Raw genomic sequence first — 17,016 nt, forward strand, 5'->3', positions numbered from 1 at the left:
TATTCTCCACTCCTCAAGCTCTTAGAAGTTACCAGCTTTTCCTTTTAACCTATATACAAAAGCTAAGACTTCAGCAACTGCTTTATAAAATTCATAAGGTATTTGTTCTCCAATTTCAACAGACTTAAAAAGTGCCCTTGCAAGTTTTACATCCTCGTACATAACTACATCTTCTTGGTCTGCAATTTGCTTAATTTTTTGTGCCACATTATCTTTACCTTTTGCCACAACTTTTGGCGCATGTTTTGTACTCTGGTCATACTTTATAGCAATAGCATAATGAGTAGGGTTAGTAATAACTACATCTGCTTTTGGCACGTCTTGCATCATTCTATTCATAGCCATAGATCTTTGTTGTTCCTTAATACGTCCTTTGACCTGAGGATCACCTTCTACTTGCTTGTGTTCATCTTTTATTTCTTGCTTGCTCATTTTGAGGTTCTTCTCAAACTCAAACCACTGGGCTATATAATCCAAAATAGCTATTAGTATCATCGCAGAACCTGAAAACAAGGCAATCTTAGTTACAGTGCTGCCTATTTTAGATACACCTACTAGAAAATCCATCTCCCATAATAAGTATATTTCATCAAAAAAACTATTTAAAAGTACATAAACTATCGAACCTATAAACCCAACTTTCAAAAGCGATTTTACTAGTTGAATTATCGCTTTTTTCGAAAATATTTTCTTGGCACCTTCTATTGGGTTAAGCCTTGATAGCTTCACCTTTAGAGGTTCACCAGTTAACAGAAAGCCAACTTGCAGATAGTTAACCAATATACCAATAATTACAATAGCAACCCCAATAGGTGCAAAAATAATTAATCCTTCAACTATCATCCTTACAATTATCTGATAAACATAAATAGGTTCAAAAGTAGTGTTAAAATACTCTGTCATACTAAACTTCATAAAACCTATCATTCGTTCAAACATAACCGGTGTCCAAAAGTGTAATGTGCTAAAAGCAACTATCAATATAAAAGCTGAACTAACTTCAGGACTCTTTAACACCTGACCTTTTTTTCTAGCATCCTTTCTCTTTTTAGGAGTTGCTTTTTCAGTTTTTTCCTGGGAGAAAAGTTGCAAGTTAAACCTTAAATTATTCATACTTTAACCGCCTAAAATATATAAAAATTGAGTGATATTTTCTAGCAGGTTAGTAAATAAATTAGCAACAACATTTATATAAAAAGGGAATACTAAAATTAAAGCTAAAAAACCCACTATAATTTTCAATGGAATACCTACAACGAAAACATTAATCTGCGGGACCGTTCTTGCAACCATTCCCAACCCTATATTTACACAAAATAATGTACCGATAATTGGAAGTCCAACCTGAAGACCAGTCCAAAACATTCCGGTAAATAAATTAAATATAAAAGGATATAATCCTTCAACAAACTCTACCTGACCTAATGGCATAACTTCTATGCTCTTAAAAAGACCGGCAATTAACATATGATGACCGTCTATATGTAAAAATAGTAGGAGAGCTAATGTATATTTAAAGTTTCCAACTAAAGGTATTTGGTTACCATACTGAGGGTCTATTACATTTGCAAGTCCAAGCCCCATTTGCACATCTATAAACTGCCCTGCAAACTGTAAAGAAGAAAAAATTAAAATACTTATATAACCAATGATTAAACCGATTAGAAGTTCTTTTGTGGCCAGTAGAAATAATGCAATTCCTGCTTCTTCTAGGGATATCCCTGCATTTTGGCCTGGTAACATAATAATACTACAAAAAAAAGCAAAACCTACCTTTAAAATAGTAGGAGTATTTCTTGCTCCAAAAATTGGGGTTCCCAAAAATAGGCCGCTGAACCTAACGAGAAGCAACAGAAAAGTAATAAACCTTTCATCAATAAGTTGTAAAATCTCCATATTTACTGCCCCACAATGGTTGGAATTGTACTAAACATTTCAACTGCATACTCTACTAGAAGGTTTAACATCCATGGCCCAAATATCAAGATAGCCATAAGGACTGCTACTATTTTAGGTATAAATGCAAGAGTTTGCTCCTGTATTTGGGTGGTAGCTTGAAAAATACTTACAGTTAAGCCGACAAGCAAAGCTAAACCTAGCATAGGAGCTGCTACAAGTAAAATCATGATAAGTGCTTCGCGACCTAAATCAATAACTAACTCTGGTCCCAATTATTTCAACTCCTTTAAAAACTATGAAGTAAAGAATTTATAACAAGATTCCACCCATCAGCTAAAACAAATAGTAAAACTTTAAAAGGCAGAGAAATCATAACTGGAGGTAGCATCATCATCCCCATTGACATAAGAGTGCTTGCAACCACCATATCTATTACTAAAAATGGAATATATATGATAAACCCTATAGTGAAAGCAGTTTTTAATTCGCTTATAGCAAAAGCGGGGACTAGGATGTACGTCGGTACTTCACTGGGTTCACTTACTTCCTCGATCTCAGAAAAATTTATAAATAGAGCTATTTCTTTTTCTCCAGTTTGATCAAACATAAATTGACGTATTGGGTCCATTGCTGTTTCTAAAGCTTCATCCTGCTCCATTTCCCCTTCTAAATACGGCTGTAAAGCACTTTCGTTAACCTCACCCCAAACTGGCGCCATTACAAAAAAAGTTAAAAATAACGCTAACCCTACTAAAACCTGATTAGGTGGCATTTGCTGAGTTGCCAATCCATTTCTTACGAAGGACAAAACAATTACTGTTCTTGTAAAGGATGTCATTAAGATTAGAATTGCTGGTGCTAGTGACAGGATAGTTAAGAGGAAAAGAATTTGTAAAGAAGTAGAAAAGTCCTCCGGTCCCTCCGACTCCCCTACATCCACTGAAATTGAAGGAAAAGCATAAGCAGTTTGCGGTTGAAAACCCATATTAAAGATCAGAAGTGTAACGGCCAATATTACAATTAATAAAATTTGCTTTTTATTCATCTTCCCCTTACTCTCCCTTAGAATCGGATTTAAACTTGTTTAATTGTTGTATCAAATTATCAGCAAAGCTATCCCCAACACTAGAAGATTGTAACGGAGAGCTGATTTCCTCAATAAGGTCTACTTCATCAGGATCATTTATCTCCTTTAACAGGTTTACAGAATCTCCGATGCCGATTAGATAATACTTCGAAACAACCCTGACTAAATATAAACCTTTATTAGGACCTATAGATAAACTGTCCACAACCTCCATGGTATTGTTAGAAGTAACAGACATTTTTTTATTTAATAACTTAATTAGAGCTATAGCTCCAATCACCAAAACACAAAGTATAACCATAACTAAAAATATTTCACCAATGTAGGCCCAACGACTCATAGTTACCCCCTAGCTTAAAGCCTTTTGTATTGCTTCTAACACTCTATCCCCTTGGAAGGGTTTTACAATGAAGTCTTTAGCACCATTTTGTATAGCTTCAATGACCATAGCTTGTTGCCCCATTGCAGAACACATAACGATACGTGCCCCATCATCCATTTTTTTTATTTCTTGTAAAGCTTGAACGCCATCCATCTCTGGCATAGTGATATCCATGGTAACCAAATCCGGTGATAATTCTTGGTATTTTTCAACTGCCTCTTTACCATTAGCTGCCTCTCCTATAACTTCAAATCCATTCTTTGTTAAAATATCTTTGATCATCATCCTCATAAAAGCTGCATCGTCAACAATAAGAACTGTTTTACTCATTTTTACATACCTCCGTATAATTAATTATTGTAATTTTTTAACCCTTTCCATAGGGGTTATTATATTTGTTACCCTAACGCCAAAGTTTTCGTTTATGACAACAACCTCGCCTGTGGCAATTACTTTTCCATTAGCTAATATATCTACATCTTCGCCTGCCATTTTTTCAAGTTCAATAATTGAACCCGCTCCAAAAGAGAGAATGTCTTTGATTTTCTTTTTAGTTCTTCCTAGCTCAACTGTAACTTCCAACGGAACATCCATAATTAAATCTATATTTTGTGCCTCATTAGAGCTAGTTTGCGGTTCTAAGTCACTAAAATCTACTTTTTGGTAATCAACTGTCTTTTGCTCTCTTTGGCTGACAGATGTTGGAGAGGAATAAGCTTCCTTTTTAGAACTCATAGTGTTATCAACCTCCTCTTTTTTAGGCTCTTCACTATTTTTAGGGCTTTCTGACCCTTTGTCATCTAAATCATTATCGGTTAGGACTTCATCACTTTCTGCCATGCCCGGTGATATGTTGCCAATTAAGTCTTTAAAAAATTCAATAGGAATTAACTGCATAATTACACTGTCTATTAAATCGCCAATAACCATTCTAAAAGCTACTTTTACAACCTTATCTTCTGATGAGAGGGCGCCGTTAATATTTTGTTCGGCGAGGTCTACTTTTTGAGTTGAAGGTGGTGAGATGTTAATTGTTTTTCCAAACATTGTTGACATAGAGGTTGCCGAACCACCCATCATTTGATTCATAGCTTCAGAGACAGCACTAAGCTCCATTTCTGAGATTTGGTCATTTATATCTCTGCCGTCTCCTCCTAACATTAGGTTTGCGATGATGGCTGCATCTTTTTGATCTATAACAAGAACATTAACTCCCTCTAGCCCCTCGGTATAGTTAACTTCTACTATAATGCAAGGTTTTGGATGTTCTTCAGCAATTTGTTGCTTTGTAGTTAACTCAACGTATGGTGTGGTTATTTGAACCTTTTGATTTATCAAAGATGACAAACTAGTAGCTGCAGCGCCAAGAGAGATATTTCCTATTTCTCCTATTGCATCTCTTTCCCAGGCCTCGATTTCAATTGTTCCTTTTTCTTCTTTATTATTGGAGGATAATAGTGCGTCAATTTCTTCTTGCGATAGTACATCACTCATTAAGTTCCAACTCCTCTCCTTCGACTATTTCTGTAACTTGAACAGCCAATCTATTTTTTTGTTTGCCTGGTTTTGCTTTATACTTTTCTTCTCCCTTAACCAATATAGAGATGGGATCTGTAACAGATTTATTTAAAGTAATAACATCACCTTCATGCAACCCAATAAAATCACTGACGGTAATTTCCGTTGAACCTAATTCTGCTATAACCTCTAAGCTAGTTTGACTTAGTTTATTAGAAATTTCACCTTTGTTTTCTGTACTAAAATTGTTTGACTGTGAAAACCAATATCTAGAGCTTAGCTTGTCAACAAGATTTTCTAGTGAAATATACGGCAGACATAAGTTTAAAAAACCCTCGTTTTCACCGATTATAACTTTTAAAGCGATTACTACTACAGTTTCATTGGGAGAAACTATCTGTAGAAATTGAGGGTTGGTTTCAACTTTTTTGGTTTTAGGCTGCAAATCACAAACGTTAGCCCAGGCGTCACTTAGTGATTTTAAAATATGATCTGTAGTCCTTCTCATAACCCTTTGCTCAATTTCAGTAAGAGCCCTTCCTTCCTTTAGCGTTTCACCGGCCCCTCCCATTAATCTATCTATGATAGAAAAAGTTATGGTGGGGTTTATCTCCATTAAGGCCTGTCCTTCAGTGGCTCCAATTTCAAATAAGTCAATAACTGTAGGATTTGGAACAGAGCGAATAAATTCCTCATATGTAGCCTGGTCCACAGAAGCTACAGATACATTAACAACCGATCTTAAATTAGCAGACAGGTAAGAAGTTATAAGGCGAGCAAAGTTTTCGTGAATCATTTGAAGTGTTCTAGTTTGATCCTTTGAGAATTTATCTGGTCTTCTAAAATCATAAACTTTAACTTTTTCATCTTTTTCTTGTTGTTTAGCTTCCTCTGCATCAATCTCTCCAGTAGATAAAGCAGATAAAAGCGAATCTATTTCTGACTGTGAAAGTATCTCAGACACTAGCTCACCTCCTTAGTCTACTGAACTATAAAGCTTTCAAAGTAGATATTTTTTACTTCACCAGAGATAAAAATTTCAATTCCCTTTGAAATTTCATTTTTTAACTCCTGCTCCCAATTCTCTGAACTAAGAGCTTCTGTTTTATGCGAGCGGATTATAGTATTTATTCTATCACGAATTTGGACACTATGCTCATTAACTTCCTCAATATAGTCCTCATCTATTTCTATAAATATGCCCGTCCGGACGTGTCTATTAGAGTCAGCTAGGTCTGTAATAAATTCACCTAAGTCTACCAGTTCGCCAGCGACAGCTACATCATCGACACCATTGGCGTCAGGTGGTGCTATATGCCATCTAGCTACAATATAAGCTATAGACGCTGCCAGCACTATCAAAATCAGGCCAACTATGACTAAAAAACTTATACTTATCATTGTGTTTTCTTTTTCCATACTTTTATCGCTCCTTTACTGTGCCTCACTTTTCAGTATAACAACATTTACTCTTCTGTTTTTTTGTCTTCCTCTTTCAGTTTCATTAGTCGCTATTGGGTTGTACTCTCCGTAGCCAGTTGCACTTAATCTATGTGGCTTTATATCATTAGTTTGTTTTAAGTACCTAACTACAGATATAGCCCTCGAGGAAGACAGTTCCCAGTTTGACGGAAACTGTGCTGAGTTCATTGGCACATCGTCGGTATGACCCTCTACTGTAATAAGGTTGTCAACCTCAGATAAAATTTCTCCTATGTTTTCCAAAACATCATAGGATTCTTCCCTTAACTCTGCACTGCCGGAATCGAAAAGTGTGGCATTATCAAAAGTAATCTCGATACCAATCGGAGTATATCCAATAGCCACCTCTTCCTCTAAGCCGTGCTGTTTTACCAGCTCTTCGATTTCTTCAAACACATCCCTCAGCTCATCTTCTTCCTCATCTCCTTCTGCATCAGGAGGCAATAGATTATCTAAGTCATCAGCGGGATCAACAATCTTTCCACCATCTAAAACCCCTGAGAAAGACTGATTTAAAGACTGGACGAGCTGCTCAAATTTCTGAGCATCTATCGTTGAAAAAGAGTAAAGCATTACGAACATGCACAAAACTAAGGTGATTACATCACTGTAGGTTAGTAGCCAATTTTGTTGGCCTTTTGACGACTCTTCATGACGCCTACGCCGCCTCATCGTCTTCAGCTCCATCGCCTTCATTGTTTAAACTTTCCCTTTCACCAGGGGCTAGAAATGCTTTTAACTTCTCTTCGACAATTCTTGGGTTTTCCCCAGCTTGTATAGAAAGCAGTCCTTCTACAACTACCTCTTTTAAACGAATTTCCTCTTCACTTTTAACTTTAAGTTTTCCTGATATCGGTATAAACACTAAGTTCGCTAATAAAACCCCATAAAATGTAGTAATAAGTGCAGTAGCTAGCCCAGGTCCTATGGCATCAGGATTATCCAGTCTTTCAAGCATACTAATTAGTCCAACAAGTGTACCTGCCATACCAAAGGCAGGAGAAAAAGTTCCCATTGTTTCAAAAATTCCTCTTCCTGCTCTATGTCTATCTTCTAAAAAAGTAAGTTCAGTTTCTAAAATATTTCTAACTAATTCAGGATCGGTACCGTCTACTACTAACTGCACTCCCTTTTTTAGAAAGTTATCATCAACTTCATTTAAATCGTCTTCCAAAGAAAGTAATCCTTCCCTTCTAGCCTTATCAGCAAACGAGACAATAAGTTTTATAACTCCACTAGAAGACATGCTTTGCCTAGTAAAAGCAATTTTAATAGTTTTTATTATTAGCTTTAATTGACTTAAAGGATAACTTACTGCCGTAGCAGCTAATGTACCTCCTAGCACTATCAAAATTCCATCTATACTTATAAAAGCCTCTAACGATCCTTGTAAAAAAATTGCAGTAATAAAAAGTACAAACCCTATAATAATACCTATTATTGTAGTTAAATCCATATCTTACACCTCGCCCTCTTTTTTAATTATTGGAAATTTTACCAAGTCATGGATCTTATTTTGGTAAACGATAATTTTTTCTACAATTTCTTCAGGCGATTCTTTAATTACAATCTTCCGCCCTGTTATAAAGGTAATGACAGTGTCGGGAGTACTTTCCATAAACTCTATTAGGTTGTTATTTATATATGTACTTTTGTTGTTCAGTCTGGTCACTTCTATCATTAAGATTTCCCACCTTTGTTACCCCTCCCAAAAAGGGAGGGGGTCTGTCTATCGTTTAAGGTTAACTAGCTCATTAAGTAATTCATCAGAAGTTGTTATAATCCTAGAGTTAGCCTGAAACCCTCTTTGAGTAATAATCATATCGGTAAATTCCTGCGAAAGGTCAACGTTTGACATTTCGATTGCTCCTGACATAACAGTCCCAAGGTTGCCCTCACCTGGTATGCCAAAGTTTGCTTCACCAGAGTTAGCTGAAGTGGTGAATAGATTGTCACCGGTGCGCAATAACCCTCCTGGGTTGTTGAAGTAAGCTAAACCCACTCTACCTAAAGGATTTATAGTTCCATCAGGCTCTATTTCAACAACCTGTCCATCCTGGGCTATATCAAACATAACATTTCTTTCCTCATCAGCAGGAAGAAACTCAGTTATGTTTATGGGACTTAAGTTTTCAATGTCATTATCGTCAAATGCATCATCATCAATTTGACGTATTCCGTCATCGTCTCCGTCTATACCGGCACCCAAAACATAGTAACCATTAGTAGCAGATACTAGGTTTCCTTCTTCATCAATTTCAAAGTTGCCAGCTCTTGTATAAAAGACCTCGTCTGGGTTCCCATCGTCATCTAGTGTTCCAACCATAAAGTAGCCATCTCCATCAACCATCAGATCAGTAGTTTTTCCAGTTACCTGACTTGCCCCTTGTTCATGATTGATAGCGATATTTGCAATATCCATACCAAGGCCAACTTGCATCGGGTTTACTCCACCCCTTGTATCCATTGGAGCTGAAGCCCCTTGAATAGTCTGGCTATAAATATCCTTAAAATTAACATCACTCGTCTTATATGCCATGGTATTAACGTTTGCAATGTTATTACCAACCACATCCATTCTTACTTGGTGATTTCTTAAACCACTAACTCCTGAGTACATCGATCTTAACATTAAAAAACCTCCCTTTTCTTATGCCGCAAGCGCTTCTATCGTTCCACGCTCAAGCTTCCTCATAGAGGTCCAGCTACAGCAGCATTGCACTATCAATATTTGTAAAAACTTTTTCCTTTAAGTTCTGCTCATCAACAGCAGTTATAACAGTTTTGCTTTGTGGATTAACGACATAAGCCACATTATTTACAATTAAAAGTGAATCTTTACTACCTTTTTGTTGTAGAATCTCCATAGCCTCATCAAGTTTTTTAGCTACTTTGCTATCGATTTTGATATCTCGGCTTTGAATGCGATTTTTAGCATGCTTAGAAACTTTGATATTATCTTTTAACTGCTTTTGAAAGAGATCATTAAAAGAGGATTGGCTTTTTGTTTCTTGAAGCTGTTTAGGCTTAGACTTGACTCTCCCGGCTAACGTTGGGTTTATAATTTTAGGCATTACTTTCACCTTCCACAGCGTTCAACACTGCAACGATATTTTCGGCTTTGTGCTTATTTCCGTTTACCTCCACCTGAAAATCATTGCCGTTTTTAATAACTCTGTCAACTATGCCTACTTCTTTACCATCCTGTGTTTCAACCTCGACATTCTTGCCCACTAATGCAAAAGCATTTGTTCCAGAAAGTCCACTTGACTGGGTCGCCATTTCCAGCATTTTCTCCATTTTGCCGCCTATATTCATTACCTGCTCTAAAGAACTAAATTGAGTCATCTGGTTGATAAACTCATTATCATCTTGTGGGGCTAAAGGATCTTGATGCTTAAGTTGCGCAACCAATATTTTTAAAAAGTCATCTTTATCTAATGTAGTGTTGAACTCATTTTTTACAGCCTGCGCTTGGGCTGTTGTATCTGTATTGATTTTTACCATTACTTCACCCCCTATCTAAATTGATACATTCGGAAGATTAGTTGTTTCCTCTTCCTCAAAAAGCTTAAAATTCCGTCGCCTTTCTTTATTTTCATTCTTTTGCCTTTCCTGTTCATCTGATTGCCCAAAGTCAAAAGCAATGTCTACGTTAGCTTCTGTAAACCCTTCCTGCTGTAATTTCTCATGTAACTGTCCGGATTGCTGCTGAAGATTGTTGTAAGTTTGTTCATTCTGAGCTAACATTCTAACCGTTAGGTTCCCCTTTTCCATCATCATAGTAATGTTAATTTCTCCTAAGCTTTCAGGGATTAGTTTGATTTTAGTTGAGGTTTTGCCATGTTGCTGAACCATAGGCATTTTTTGTTTTATAAGCTCCATAACCTTAATATTTACAGTAGATGGTAGTGAGTAACTCTTAGTGTTAAAGTTTTGGACCTTCTCGGCAACCCCATTAAGTTTGTTTGTTTCTTCAAATTGAATTTCGTTTAGAGTGCTATTTGCAACATCTTTGTTTGAGCTAGTGGCAATAACCTTAGATTTAGAGGTATTAGCCTGGTTCTCGTCGGTAGTGCTACCGATTTTACTATATAGGGAAATGTCTTGAGCTTTCGTTTTTTTGCTGCTTTCCTCTGCTAATTCAACGTTTAAATGCTTTTTAATCTGTGTTAACTTTTGTAAAGCTAACTTTTCTGATTTAGGCAACGTTTTTCCATCAAGCTTGCCCAAAATCTCTTCTAATCTAGATAAAGTCTTATCATCGGCTTTATTCAATGCCTTTGCTAAATTGGATGACCTCTCTTCATTAAGGTTTTCCATAGCCATTTTCATCTGCTGCTTCACCTTATCGTTATCCATTTTTGCGATTTCTGGATTCTTTTCAGCCAAAAGTGTTTTAAGCTTGTCTAGTTTTAAATCGGAATCTACTTTTTTATCTGCAAGAATTTGGTTAAGCTTAGATTGCTCAAATATATCCTTTTTTCCATCAAGCATCTGAAGCTGACTTGTCCCTTTTTCTAGGTTCGGGCTAATCTCTGAAGCAAGCTTTTCTAGCAGGCTAGGGTCTAAGGCTATAGCTAAAAACATGATTTCCATCACATCTAACTCGCCGTCTTGTAGTGAATGAATAAGGCTAGCTATTAGCTCATCTTCTCCTTCTCCAACGCTATCGCTTAGAGTCTTTGCAAAATCTCCTTGCTTAGCTCCCTCACCTTGTTTTGAGTTAAGAATTGGCGTCAACATTGTCATTAACTCTACTTTCATCTTTTCACCTCCTTTCCACAAACTATTTTTACATCATGTTTTTGGTAATGCTAGCGGCGCGAGATGGTTCAAATGACGAAAGTATGTCTGACACTGTATCAGAGTCCATAAACTTAAATATTGCTATTATTTCATCATCGTCTAACTCTTGTAAAATAGCAGCAGCATCTCTTGTGCGCATATTTGAATACTTATCCGCTATCGTCTCTATTCTTACTTTTTTATCATTTAGCATTTCTTCTTTTTCCACTAGCTGTTCTTCTAGCTCTTTTAGATCTTGCTCCCAAAGCTCTAGCTCTTTTGCTTTTGCATTCTGGCTTTCTTTTAATTCATCATATCGTTCTGAAAGAAGCGAAACGGAACTTTCTAAAGATTTGATTTCTTCCTCTTTCTCTGCAACTATTACTTCTAATTCTTCCTTAGCAGGGTCTTGAACACTTAAATCTAGAAAGGGTATAGGTAAAAGATCAAGCCCAAGAGCATTTGAAATTAGAACGAATATTATAAATGCTAAAACTAATGGTATAACCACTACATAACCAAACATCTTTAACTTTTGCGCTGTAATCGCCATTTTATAAACGCCTCCTTGCTAATGCCTAGCGGAAACAATGTCGTCTATGAAGTTTTGCTCCTGCTTTTTCAGGTTGTATCCAAACTCTTTTAATTTTTTCTCTTTCAACTTCTCTAATGTCTTTTTTTCTTTTTGTCGCATTTGAGCAATGTTTTTTAGGTTATCTAATTGCTCTTTTTGTTTACTTTGAATAGTATAAAGGCGTTTTTCTGTATCATGTAAAAAGGAAAAGTATTTGCTATGGCAGGAAAAATTTTCTACGGTTATACCCTGGCTACACTTTTCGTTAGTCGCTTTAACTACTTGAGTTTTCCTAAGGCCCACACTTTCAATGTCTTGTTGGGTTTTATTAATTTTAGATAGCTTATCTTGTATTTTGCTAATCTCTTCATTTAAAAGAGTTTCTTTATATTCTAAAACCTTTTGCAAGCTAAAATTAAAACCTTTCATAAGTAAAAAACCACCTTATATTTCTTTTAAAAGTTCAACGCTGTCAGAAAGGGAGTATTTTGAATCTACACTCTGCTTTAAAAAGTTCATTATCCTGCCGTTTTTTTCAATTGCCTCGTCTATATCATTATTACTACCTTTTTTATATGCTCCTATATTTATAAGGTCCTCTGCCTTTTTGTAATTACCTAAAACTTTACGTAAGTTTGCAGCTAACTCTTTATGTTCATCATCTACAACTTCCCCCATAACCCTAGAAACACTGTTAAGAATGTCAATGGCAGGGTAATGGTTTTGACTTGCTATATCTCTTGATAGTATGATATGGCCATCTAAAATTCCCCTAACTGCATCCGTTACCGGCTCGTTAAAATCATCCCCATCGACAAGAACTGTGTAAATACCAGTAATGCTACCTAGCTCACTTGTTCCGCTACGTTCAAACAGCTTCGGTAGTAGTGTAAATACCGAAGGTGTATAACCTCTAGTGGTAGGTGGCTCTCCCAAAGATAAGCCGATTTCTCTTTGTGCCATGGCAAATCTGGTCACAGAATCCATAAGTAACATAACATCTTTTTTTTGATCCCTAAAGTATTCTGCTATACTTGTAGCGACGAAAGCTCCTTTAAGCCTTACCAGAGGTGGTTGGTCAGAGGTAGCTACAATAACAACGCTTCGTTTTAGTCCCTCTTCTCCTAGGTCACGTTCGATAAAGTCCATCACCTCTCGACCTCTCTCGCCAATTAAAGCTATAACATTTATATCAGCTTTGGTATTTCTCGAAACCATGCCTAATAGGGTACTTTTACCTACACCACTTCCAGCAAAAATCCCCATCCTCTGCCCTTTACCCATTGTCAGCAGTCCGTCAATTGGTTTAACACCGACACTTAGTGGCTGTTTAATCCTTGGCCTTTTTAATGGACTTGGTGGTTCATTAACGGTAGGGTATTCAGAGTCAGTGTATATAGGTCCTTTGCCATCTAGAGGATTACCTAATCCATCAAGCACTCTCCCTAACAACTTGTCTGAAACCTTTACAGTTAGAGGATGACCGAAATTTTTGACTTCACATCCCGGCCCGATATTTTTAATGTCACCTAACGGCATTAATAAACTACAATCAGCTTTAAATCCTACAATTTCAGCAAAAACCTCATCCCCTGCAGAGGTCCTAATTGTGCAAATGTCACCTATGTTGCCCCAAGGTCCTTTGCATTTTAGCGTCAACCCTGTAACCTCTTGAAGGGTGCCATGGGCTTTAGGAGATAGAATTTGTTCTGCTTTTTTTTGAAAATAATCAATGTTTAGTGCAGAATCAGTCATATTAATTCACCAACTGTTCTTTAATTTCATTAACTAAAGCTGTAATGTTGTATGGTATGTAGCCTTGATTAGTTACTACTTTAATTTCATCATCTCTCATTTGCCTGTCGGTAACAACTCTCACATTAGAGTCACCTATATCTTCTAGATAACTAGTTATGAGTTGTTCATTAGCTGAAGATACAATGACTTCTTTTAAGTTTCTGGGCTTAGCCAACGGAGATAGTTTATCATAAAGGGTTTTTATCAAGTTTTTATCTTGACTTGTCACATCACCAATAACCTGTTCTAAGATAAATCCAGTCAGAGCTAAAATGTCCTTTTCCGCTTGTATCAAAAGTTCAGCTTTTAAACTTTCAGTCTGACTTAATAAGTCTTCGGTCTTTGCTATTAGCTTCTCAGCTTTAGACTTACCATCACTCATTCCTACCTGCCTGCCTTCGTCAAACCCTTTATCATAACCTTCCTTAAAGCCTTTTTCCTTAGCTTTTCTGTATATATCCTCTTTTTCTTTTTGAGCCATTCTTAAAATCTGATCTGCTTCTTTTTTAGCTTTTTGAATGTCAGTTTCAATTGGTGTTGATGTTTTTTTTGCTTCTAGTTTCTGTTTCTGGACATCGGCATTGACAGCAAAATTTGAAATATCTATTTTCCTTACATCGCTTTCCTTAACGTTAAATGACTTTATTACGTTAGACAACGATCTCATCACCCCCGCCACCACGGGCTATTATAATTTCACCTGTTTCTTCTAGTTTTCTAATAAGATTCACAATCTTTTGTTGCGCTTCCTCAATATCTCGCAGTCGAACTGGTCCCATAAACTCCATTTCTTCCTTTATCATAGCTGCTTGACGTTTAGACATGTTCTTAAATACTTTTTCACTAACTTCATCGCTGGCAACTTTTAGCGCCATGGAAAGTTCTTGATTGGTTACTTCTCTAACTACCCGTTGGATTGATTGATCATCTAGGTTAATAACATCTTCAAACACAAACATTTTTCTTCTAATCTCTTCTGTAAGTTCCGGGTCTTCAATTTCAAGGTTTTCAAAAATCGATTTTTCCGTCCCTCTATCAACCTTATTAATAATATCAACTATTACATCGATTCCGCCGGCGTTTGTATAATCTTCATTACTCATAGATGAAAGCTTTTGTTCTAGTATATCTTCAATCTCTCTAATAACCTCAGGAGATGTTCTATCCATAGTCGCTATCCTTTTAGTTATCTCACTTTGCACTTCTGGAGAAAGCCCCGAAAGTACAATAGACGCTTGTTCCGGCTGCAAAAATGAAAGAACTAACGCAATAGTTTGTGGGTGTTCATTGGAAAGAAAGTTTAATATTTGATGTGGGTCAGCTTTTCTCACAAAATCAAAAGGCTTTACTTGCAGTGACGCAGTTAATCTCCCTATAATATCAACAGCTTTTTGTGATCCTACAGCCTTTTCTAATATTTGCTTGGCGTAATCTATACCACCTGAAGAAATATATTCATGAGCCATACACATTTCTCCAAACTCATCTAATATCTTTTCTCTTTCTTCGTTTGAAATCTTCCTTGCGTTGGCAATCTCTAAGGTTAGCTCTTCAATTTCTTCCTCGCTTAAATGTTTAAAAATTTCCGCAGAAATCTCCGGTCCCAAAGTAATCAATAACACTGCTGCTTTCTTTTTTCCTGATAAAGTTGCCATTATTCCACCACCTAACTACTCTTCTGCTATCCAAGATTTAATAAGCTTTGATACACCTTTGGGATCTTTACTAGCAAGACGTTTTATTTTTTCTTCTTGATTGTTTTCTTGGATATCTATATCTTCCTGTTCTGTAGTTGCTGCTACTTCCTGATATCCTGTAGGTTGATTTCTGTTTTTAGTCACCATTACTCCAAAGACCGCCGCAATTATTAATCCTAGACCTGCTAGTGCTATTAATGCTAACTCTCTAGTTAGCCAAGGTTCTTGAATTACTACAGCGTCATCTGCTTCAGAAACTTCAGCAAAATCTCCACTCATTACATTTATTTGATCTGCTCTTCCTTCTACATCAAGTCCTGCAGCTACAGCTACAAAGTCACTTATAGCTTCGCTTTCTTCTTGACCTAATTCACCGTTTACTAAAACTGCCACTGACAATCTATCCACAGAACCTGGTGCCACAACTAAATGCTCCTTAACCTTATTAATCTCATGATTAATTATCTCATGTCTTTTTTCTGATTCAGTAGCTCCACCGTCTACACCGGGATAAGTAGGAATATCTTCCTCACCCACTGGATCAATACCCTGACCTGTAAAGTGTTCTTCTAAAACTTCCATAGATCTAACTATCTGTTCACCATCAGTTAATGGGTCGAAAAGCTCTGATTCTCTAACTAAATGGTCGAAGTTTAACTCTGCGTTTACATTCACAGCTACGTTATCATAGTCAAAATATACCCCTAATAAAGACTCTAAGCTGTTTTGCAAATTACGTTCAAAGTCATTTTGTATAGCGAGGTTTTCCCTGATATCCCCTACTTGTGTTGTGGGCTGAGAGCTTTCATCTAAAGGTGTCATGTCTTGATCTGTTACAAAAACTCCCTCATAAGATAAGCCTTCCACACTGTTTGCAACTAGGTGTTTAATCCCGTTTACCTGGTTTGCCGAAAGAGTAACACCATCTAAAAATAATGTAACCGCTGCTTTGGCCTCTTCTCTATTACTTGTATATATAGATTCAGTGGCTGGAGTTATATTTACTTGTGCCCTATTTACTTCCGGAAACAACTCAATATTCCTAATAATTTCTTCCTGCAAAGCTTGTAAATACAAGATTTGTCTTTCTGACTCTGGAGCAAAGCTACTTACATTTTCCAGTCTTTCATAGCCAATCATGCCGCTGCTTCTGGGGAGCTGATTTGTGGACATAAAAACTCGAACATCATCAGCATCATTTTTAGGGACAGCTATTGCAGTGCCACCTTCTTTTACTTCGTAATCTACTCCCATCTCCCTTAGTTTTATCGTCATTTGCGAAACATCCTGAGATGAAAGTTCTGAATAAACCACTTCCATATCTGAGCTTAAAAATAGTACTCCTAGAGATGTTGCGGTTATCAGCAAAAAGAAGATAGCTGCCATTATTTTTATTCTCTCTGGCTTGGGTCTTTCTGACCACAAGCTTTTCATTTGATTTGCAATATTATCTTTTAGTTCATTCATTAGAGCACCCCTTACTAAATCTGCATGCGCATTAGCTCGTTATAAGCTTCCACAAGTTTATTTTGAATTTGCACTGTAAGCTGCATAGCTATATTCGCTTGCTCAGCGGCTATCATTACATTATGTATATCTATGTCTTCGCCAGAAGCAAATCTGTTAGTTAGATCATCAGCTTTTAGTTCCAAATCATTTACTTTTCTGACTGCATCATTTAAAAATGACCCAAATTCTCCACTTGTTTCAACGTTTTTAGTTCTATTGGCTTTTTGAAGGCCTGCCAAATCAACTTTTGTTATGTCCACTACCTACACCTCCAAGCATAAAC

Annotated in this window: 23 protein-coding genes; all 23 read right to left on the minus strand. The window is 36.7% G+C overall.

From position 1 onward, the window contains the following. Positions 1-21: 21 nt before the first annotated feature. The 23 genes from flhB to fliE all read right to left on the minus strand — a co-directional run bounded on the left by flhB (position 22) and on the right by fliE (position 16,993). Positions 22-1,113, minus strand: a complete 1,092-nt coding sequence (flhB, locus tag PRVXH_RS07035) for a flagellar biosynthesis protein FlhB (protein WP_353892080.1) — start codon at positions 1,111-1,113, stop codon at positions 22-24. Between the two features lie 3 nt (positions 1,114-1,116). Next, positions 1,117-1,896, minus strand: a complete 780-nt coding sequence (gene fliR / locus PRVXH_RS07040; protein WP_353892081.1) for a flagellar biosynthetic protein FliR — start codon at positions 1,894-1,896, stop codon at positions 1,117-1,119. Between the two features lie 2 nt (positions 1,897-1,898). Beyond that, on the minus strand, positions 1,899-2,171 hold the full coding sequence (gene fliQ, locus PRVXH_RS07045; protein WP_353892082.1) for a flagellar biosynthesis protein FliQ: 273 nt from the start codon (positions 2,169-2,171) through the stop codon (positions 1,899-1,901). A gap of 14 nt (positions 2,172-2,185) precedes the next feature. Then, entirely contained in the window at positions 2,186-2,944 is a 759-nt protein-coding gene (gene fliP, locus PRVXH_RS07050) for a flagellar type III secretion system pore protein FliP (protein WP_353892083.1), read from the minus strand. Positions 2,945-2,951: 7 nt separating this feature from the next. Beyond that, positions 2,952-3,326, minus strand: coding sequence for a flagellar biosynthetic protein FliO (locus PRVXH_RS07055; protein ID WP_353892084.1), 375 nt, complete (start codon positions 3,324-3,326; stop codon positions 2,952-2,954). A 9-nt stretch (positions 3,327-3,335) separates the two neighbouring features. Then, positions 3,336-3,698 carry a response regulator gene (locus tag PRVXH_RS07060; RefSeq protein WP_353892085.1) on the minus strand — a complete coding sequence of 121 codons (363 nt, stop codon included), beginning with the start codon at positions 3,696-3,698 and terminating at the stop codon, positions 3,336-3,338. A gap of 24 nt (positions 3,699-3,722) precedes the next feature. Continuing rightward, positions 3,723-4,862: a flagellar motor switch phosphatase FliY gene (gene fliY, locus PRVXH_RS07065; protein ID WP_353892086.1), complete on the minus strand. Its 1,140-nt coding sequence runs from the start codon at positions 4,860-4,862 to the stop codon at positions 3,723-3,725. Then, positions 4,855-5,850 (minus strand): flagellar motor switch protein FliM, encoded by a 996-nt coding sequence (fliM, locus tag PRVXH_RS07070; protein WP_353892087.1) that lies wholly within the window; start codon positions 5,848-5,850, stop codon positions 4,855-4,857. The genes fliY and fliM overlap by 8 nt, the downstream gene beginning before the upstream one ends. A 17-nt stretch (positions 5,851-5,867) precedes the next feature. After that, complete coding sequence (locus PRVXH_RS07075; protein WP_353892088.1) at positions 5,868-6,305, minus strand: flagellar basal body-associated FliL family protein; 438 nt, start codon at positions 6,303-6,305, stop codon at positions 5,868-5,870. 15 nt (positions 6,306-6,320) lie between these two features. Next, a complete protein-coding gene (locus PRVXH_RS07080; protein ID WP_353892089.1) occupies positions 6,321-7,040 on the minus strand; it encodes an OmpA family protein in 720 nt (239 codons plus the stop codon). Further along, entirely contained in the window at positions 7,027-7,824 is a 798-nt protein-coding gene (locus tag PRVXH_RS07085; protein WP_353892090.1) for a MotA/TolQ/ExbB proton channel family protein, read from the minus strand. The genes PRVXH_RS07080 and PRVXH_RS07085 overlap by 14 nt, the downstream gene beginning before the upstream one ends. Positions 7,825-7,827: 3 nt before the next feature. Beyond that, entirely contained in the window at positions 7,828-8,049 is a 222-nt protein-coding gene (locus tag PRVXH_RS07090; protein WP_353892091.1) for a flagellar FlbD family protein, read from the minus strand. Positions 8,050-8,097: 48 nt separating this feature from the next. Beyond that, positions 8,098-9,000, minus strand: coding sequence for a flagellar hook-basal body complex protein (locus PRVXH_RS07095; protein WP_353892092.1), 903 nt, complete (start codon positions 8,998-9,000; stop codon positions 8,098-8,100). A gap of 73 nt (positions 9,001-9,073) precedes the next feature. Next, positions 9,074-9,442, minus strand: coding sequence for a TIGR02530 family flagellar biosynthesis protein (locus tag PRVXH_RS07100; protein WP_353892093.1), 369 nt, complete (start codon positions 9,440-9,442; stop codon positions 9,074-9,076). Then, on the minus strand, positions 9,435-9,875 hold the full coding sequence (locus PRVXH_RS07105; protein ID WP_353892094.1) for a flagellar hook capping FlgD N-terminal domain-containing protein: 441 nt from the start codon (positions 9,873-9,875) through the stop codon (positions 9,435-9,437). The genes PRVXH_RS07100 and PRVXH_RS07105 overlap by 8 nt, the downstream gene beginning before the upstream one ends. 15 nt (positions 9,876-9,890) lie before the next feature. Beyond that, on the minus strand, positions 9,891-11,135 hold the full coding sequence (locus tag PRVXH_RS07110; protein WP_353892095.1) for a flagellar hook-length control protein FliK: 1,245 nt from the start codon (positions 11,133-11,135) through the stop codon (positions 9,891-9,893). 28 nt (positions 11,136-11,163) lie between these two features. After that, positions 11,164-11,709: a hypothetical protein gene (locus tag PRVXH_RS07115; protein WP_353892096.1), complete on the minus strand. Its 546-nt coding sequence runs from the start codon at positions 11,707-11,709 to the stop codon at positions 11,164-11,166. Positions 11,710-11,727: 18 nt separating this feature from the next. Beyond that, positions 11,728-12,159: a flagellar export protein FliJ gene (gene fliJ / locus PRVXH_RS07120; protein WP_353892097.1), complete on the minus strand. Its 432-nt coding sequence runs from the start codon at positions 12,157-12,159 to the stop codon at positions 11,728-11,730. A 15-nt stretch (positions 12,160-12,174) separates the two neighbouring features. Beyond that, entirely contained in the window at positions 12,175-13,485 is a 1,311-nt protein-coding gene (gene fliI / locus PRVXH_RS07125; protein ID WP_353892098.1) for a flagellar protein export ATPase FliI, read from the minus strand. Position 13,486: 1 nt separating this feature from the next. Then, complete coding sequence (locus tag PRVXH_RS07130; RefSeq protein WP_353892099.1) at positions 13,487-14,185, minus strand: FliH/SctL family protein; 699 nt, start codon at positions 14,183-14,185, stop codon at positions 13,487-13,489. Beyond that, positions 14,178-15,182: a flagellar motor switch protein FliG gene (gene fliG, locus PRVXH_RS07135; protein WP_353892100.1), complete on the minus strand. Its 1,005-nt coding sequence runs from the start codon at positions 15,180-15,182 to the stop codon at positions 14,178-14,180. Before fliG ends, PRVXH_RS07130 begins: the two co-directional genes overlap by 8 nt. 15 nt (positions 15,183-15,197) lie before the next feature. Then, positions 15,198-16,691, minus strand: coding sequence for a flagellar basal-body MS-ring/collar protein FliF (gene fliF, locus PRVXH_RS07140; protein ID WP_353892101.1), 1,494 nt, complete (start codon positions 16,689-16,691; stop codon positions 15,198-15,200). Positions 16,692-16,705: 14 nt separating this feature from the next. Next, positions 16,706-16,993, minus strand: coding sequence for a flagellar hook-basal body complex protein FliE (gene fliE, locus PRVXH_RS07145; RefSeq protein ID WP_353892102.1), 288 nt, complete (start codon positions 16,991-16,993; stop codon positions 16,706-16,708). Positions 16,994-17,016: the final 23 nt, after the last annotated feature.

The sequence above is a fragment of the Proteinivorax hydrogeniformans genome (assembly GCF_040515995.1).
In the GTDB taxonomy this organism is placed as follows: domain Bacteria; phylum Bacillota; class Proteinivoracia; order Proteinivoracales; family Proteinivoracaceae; genus Proteinivorax; species Proteinivorax hydrogeniformans.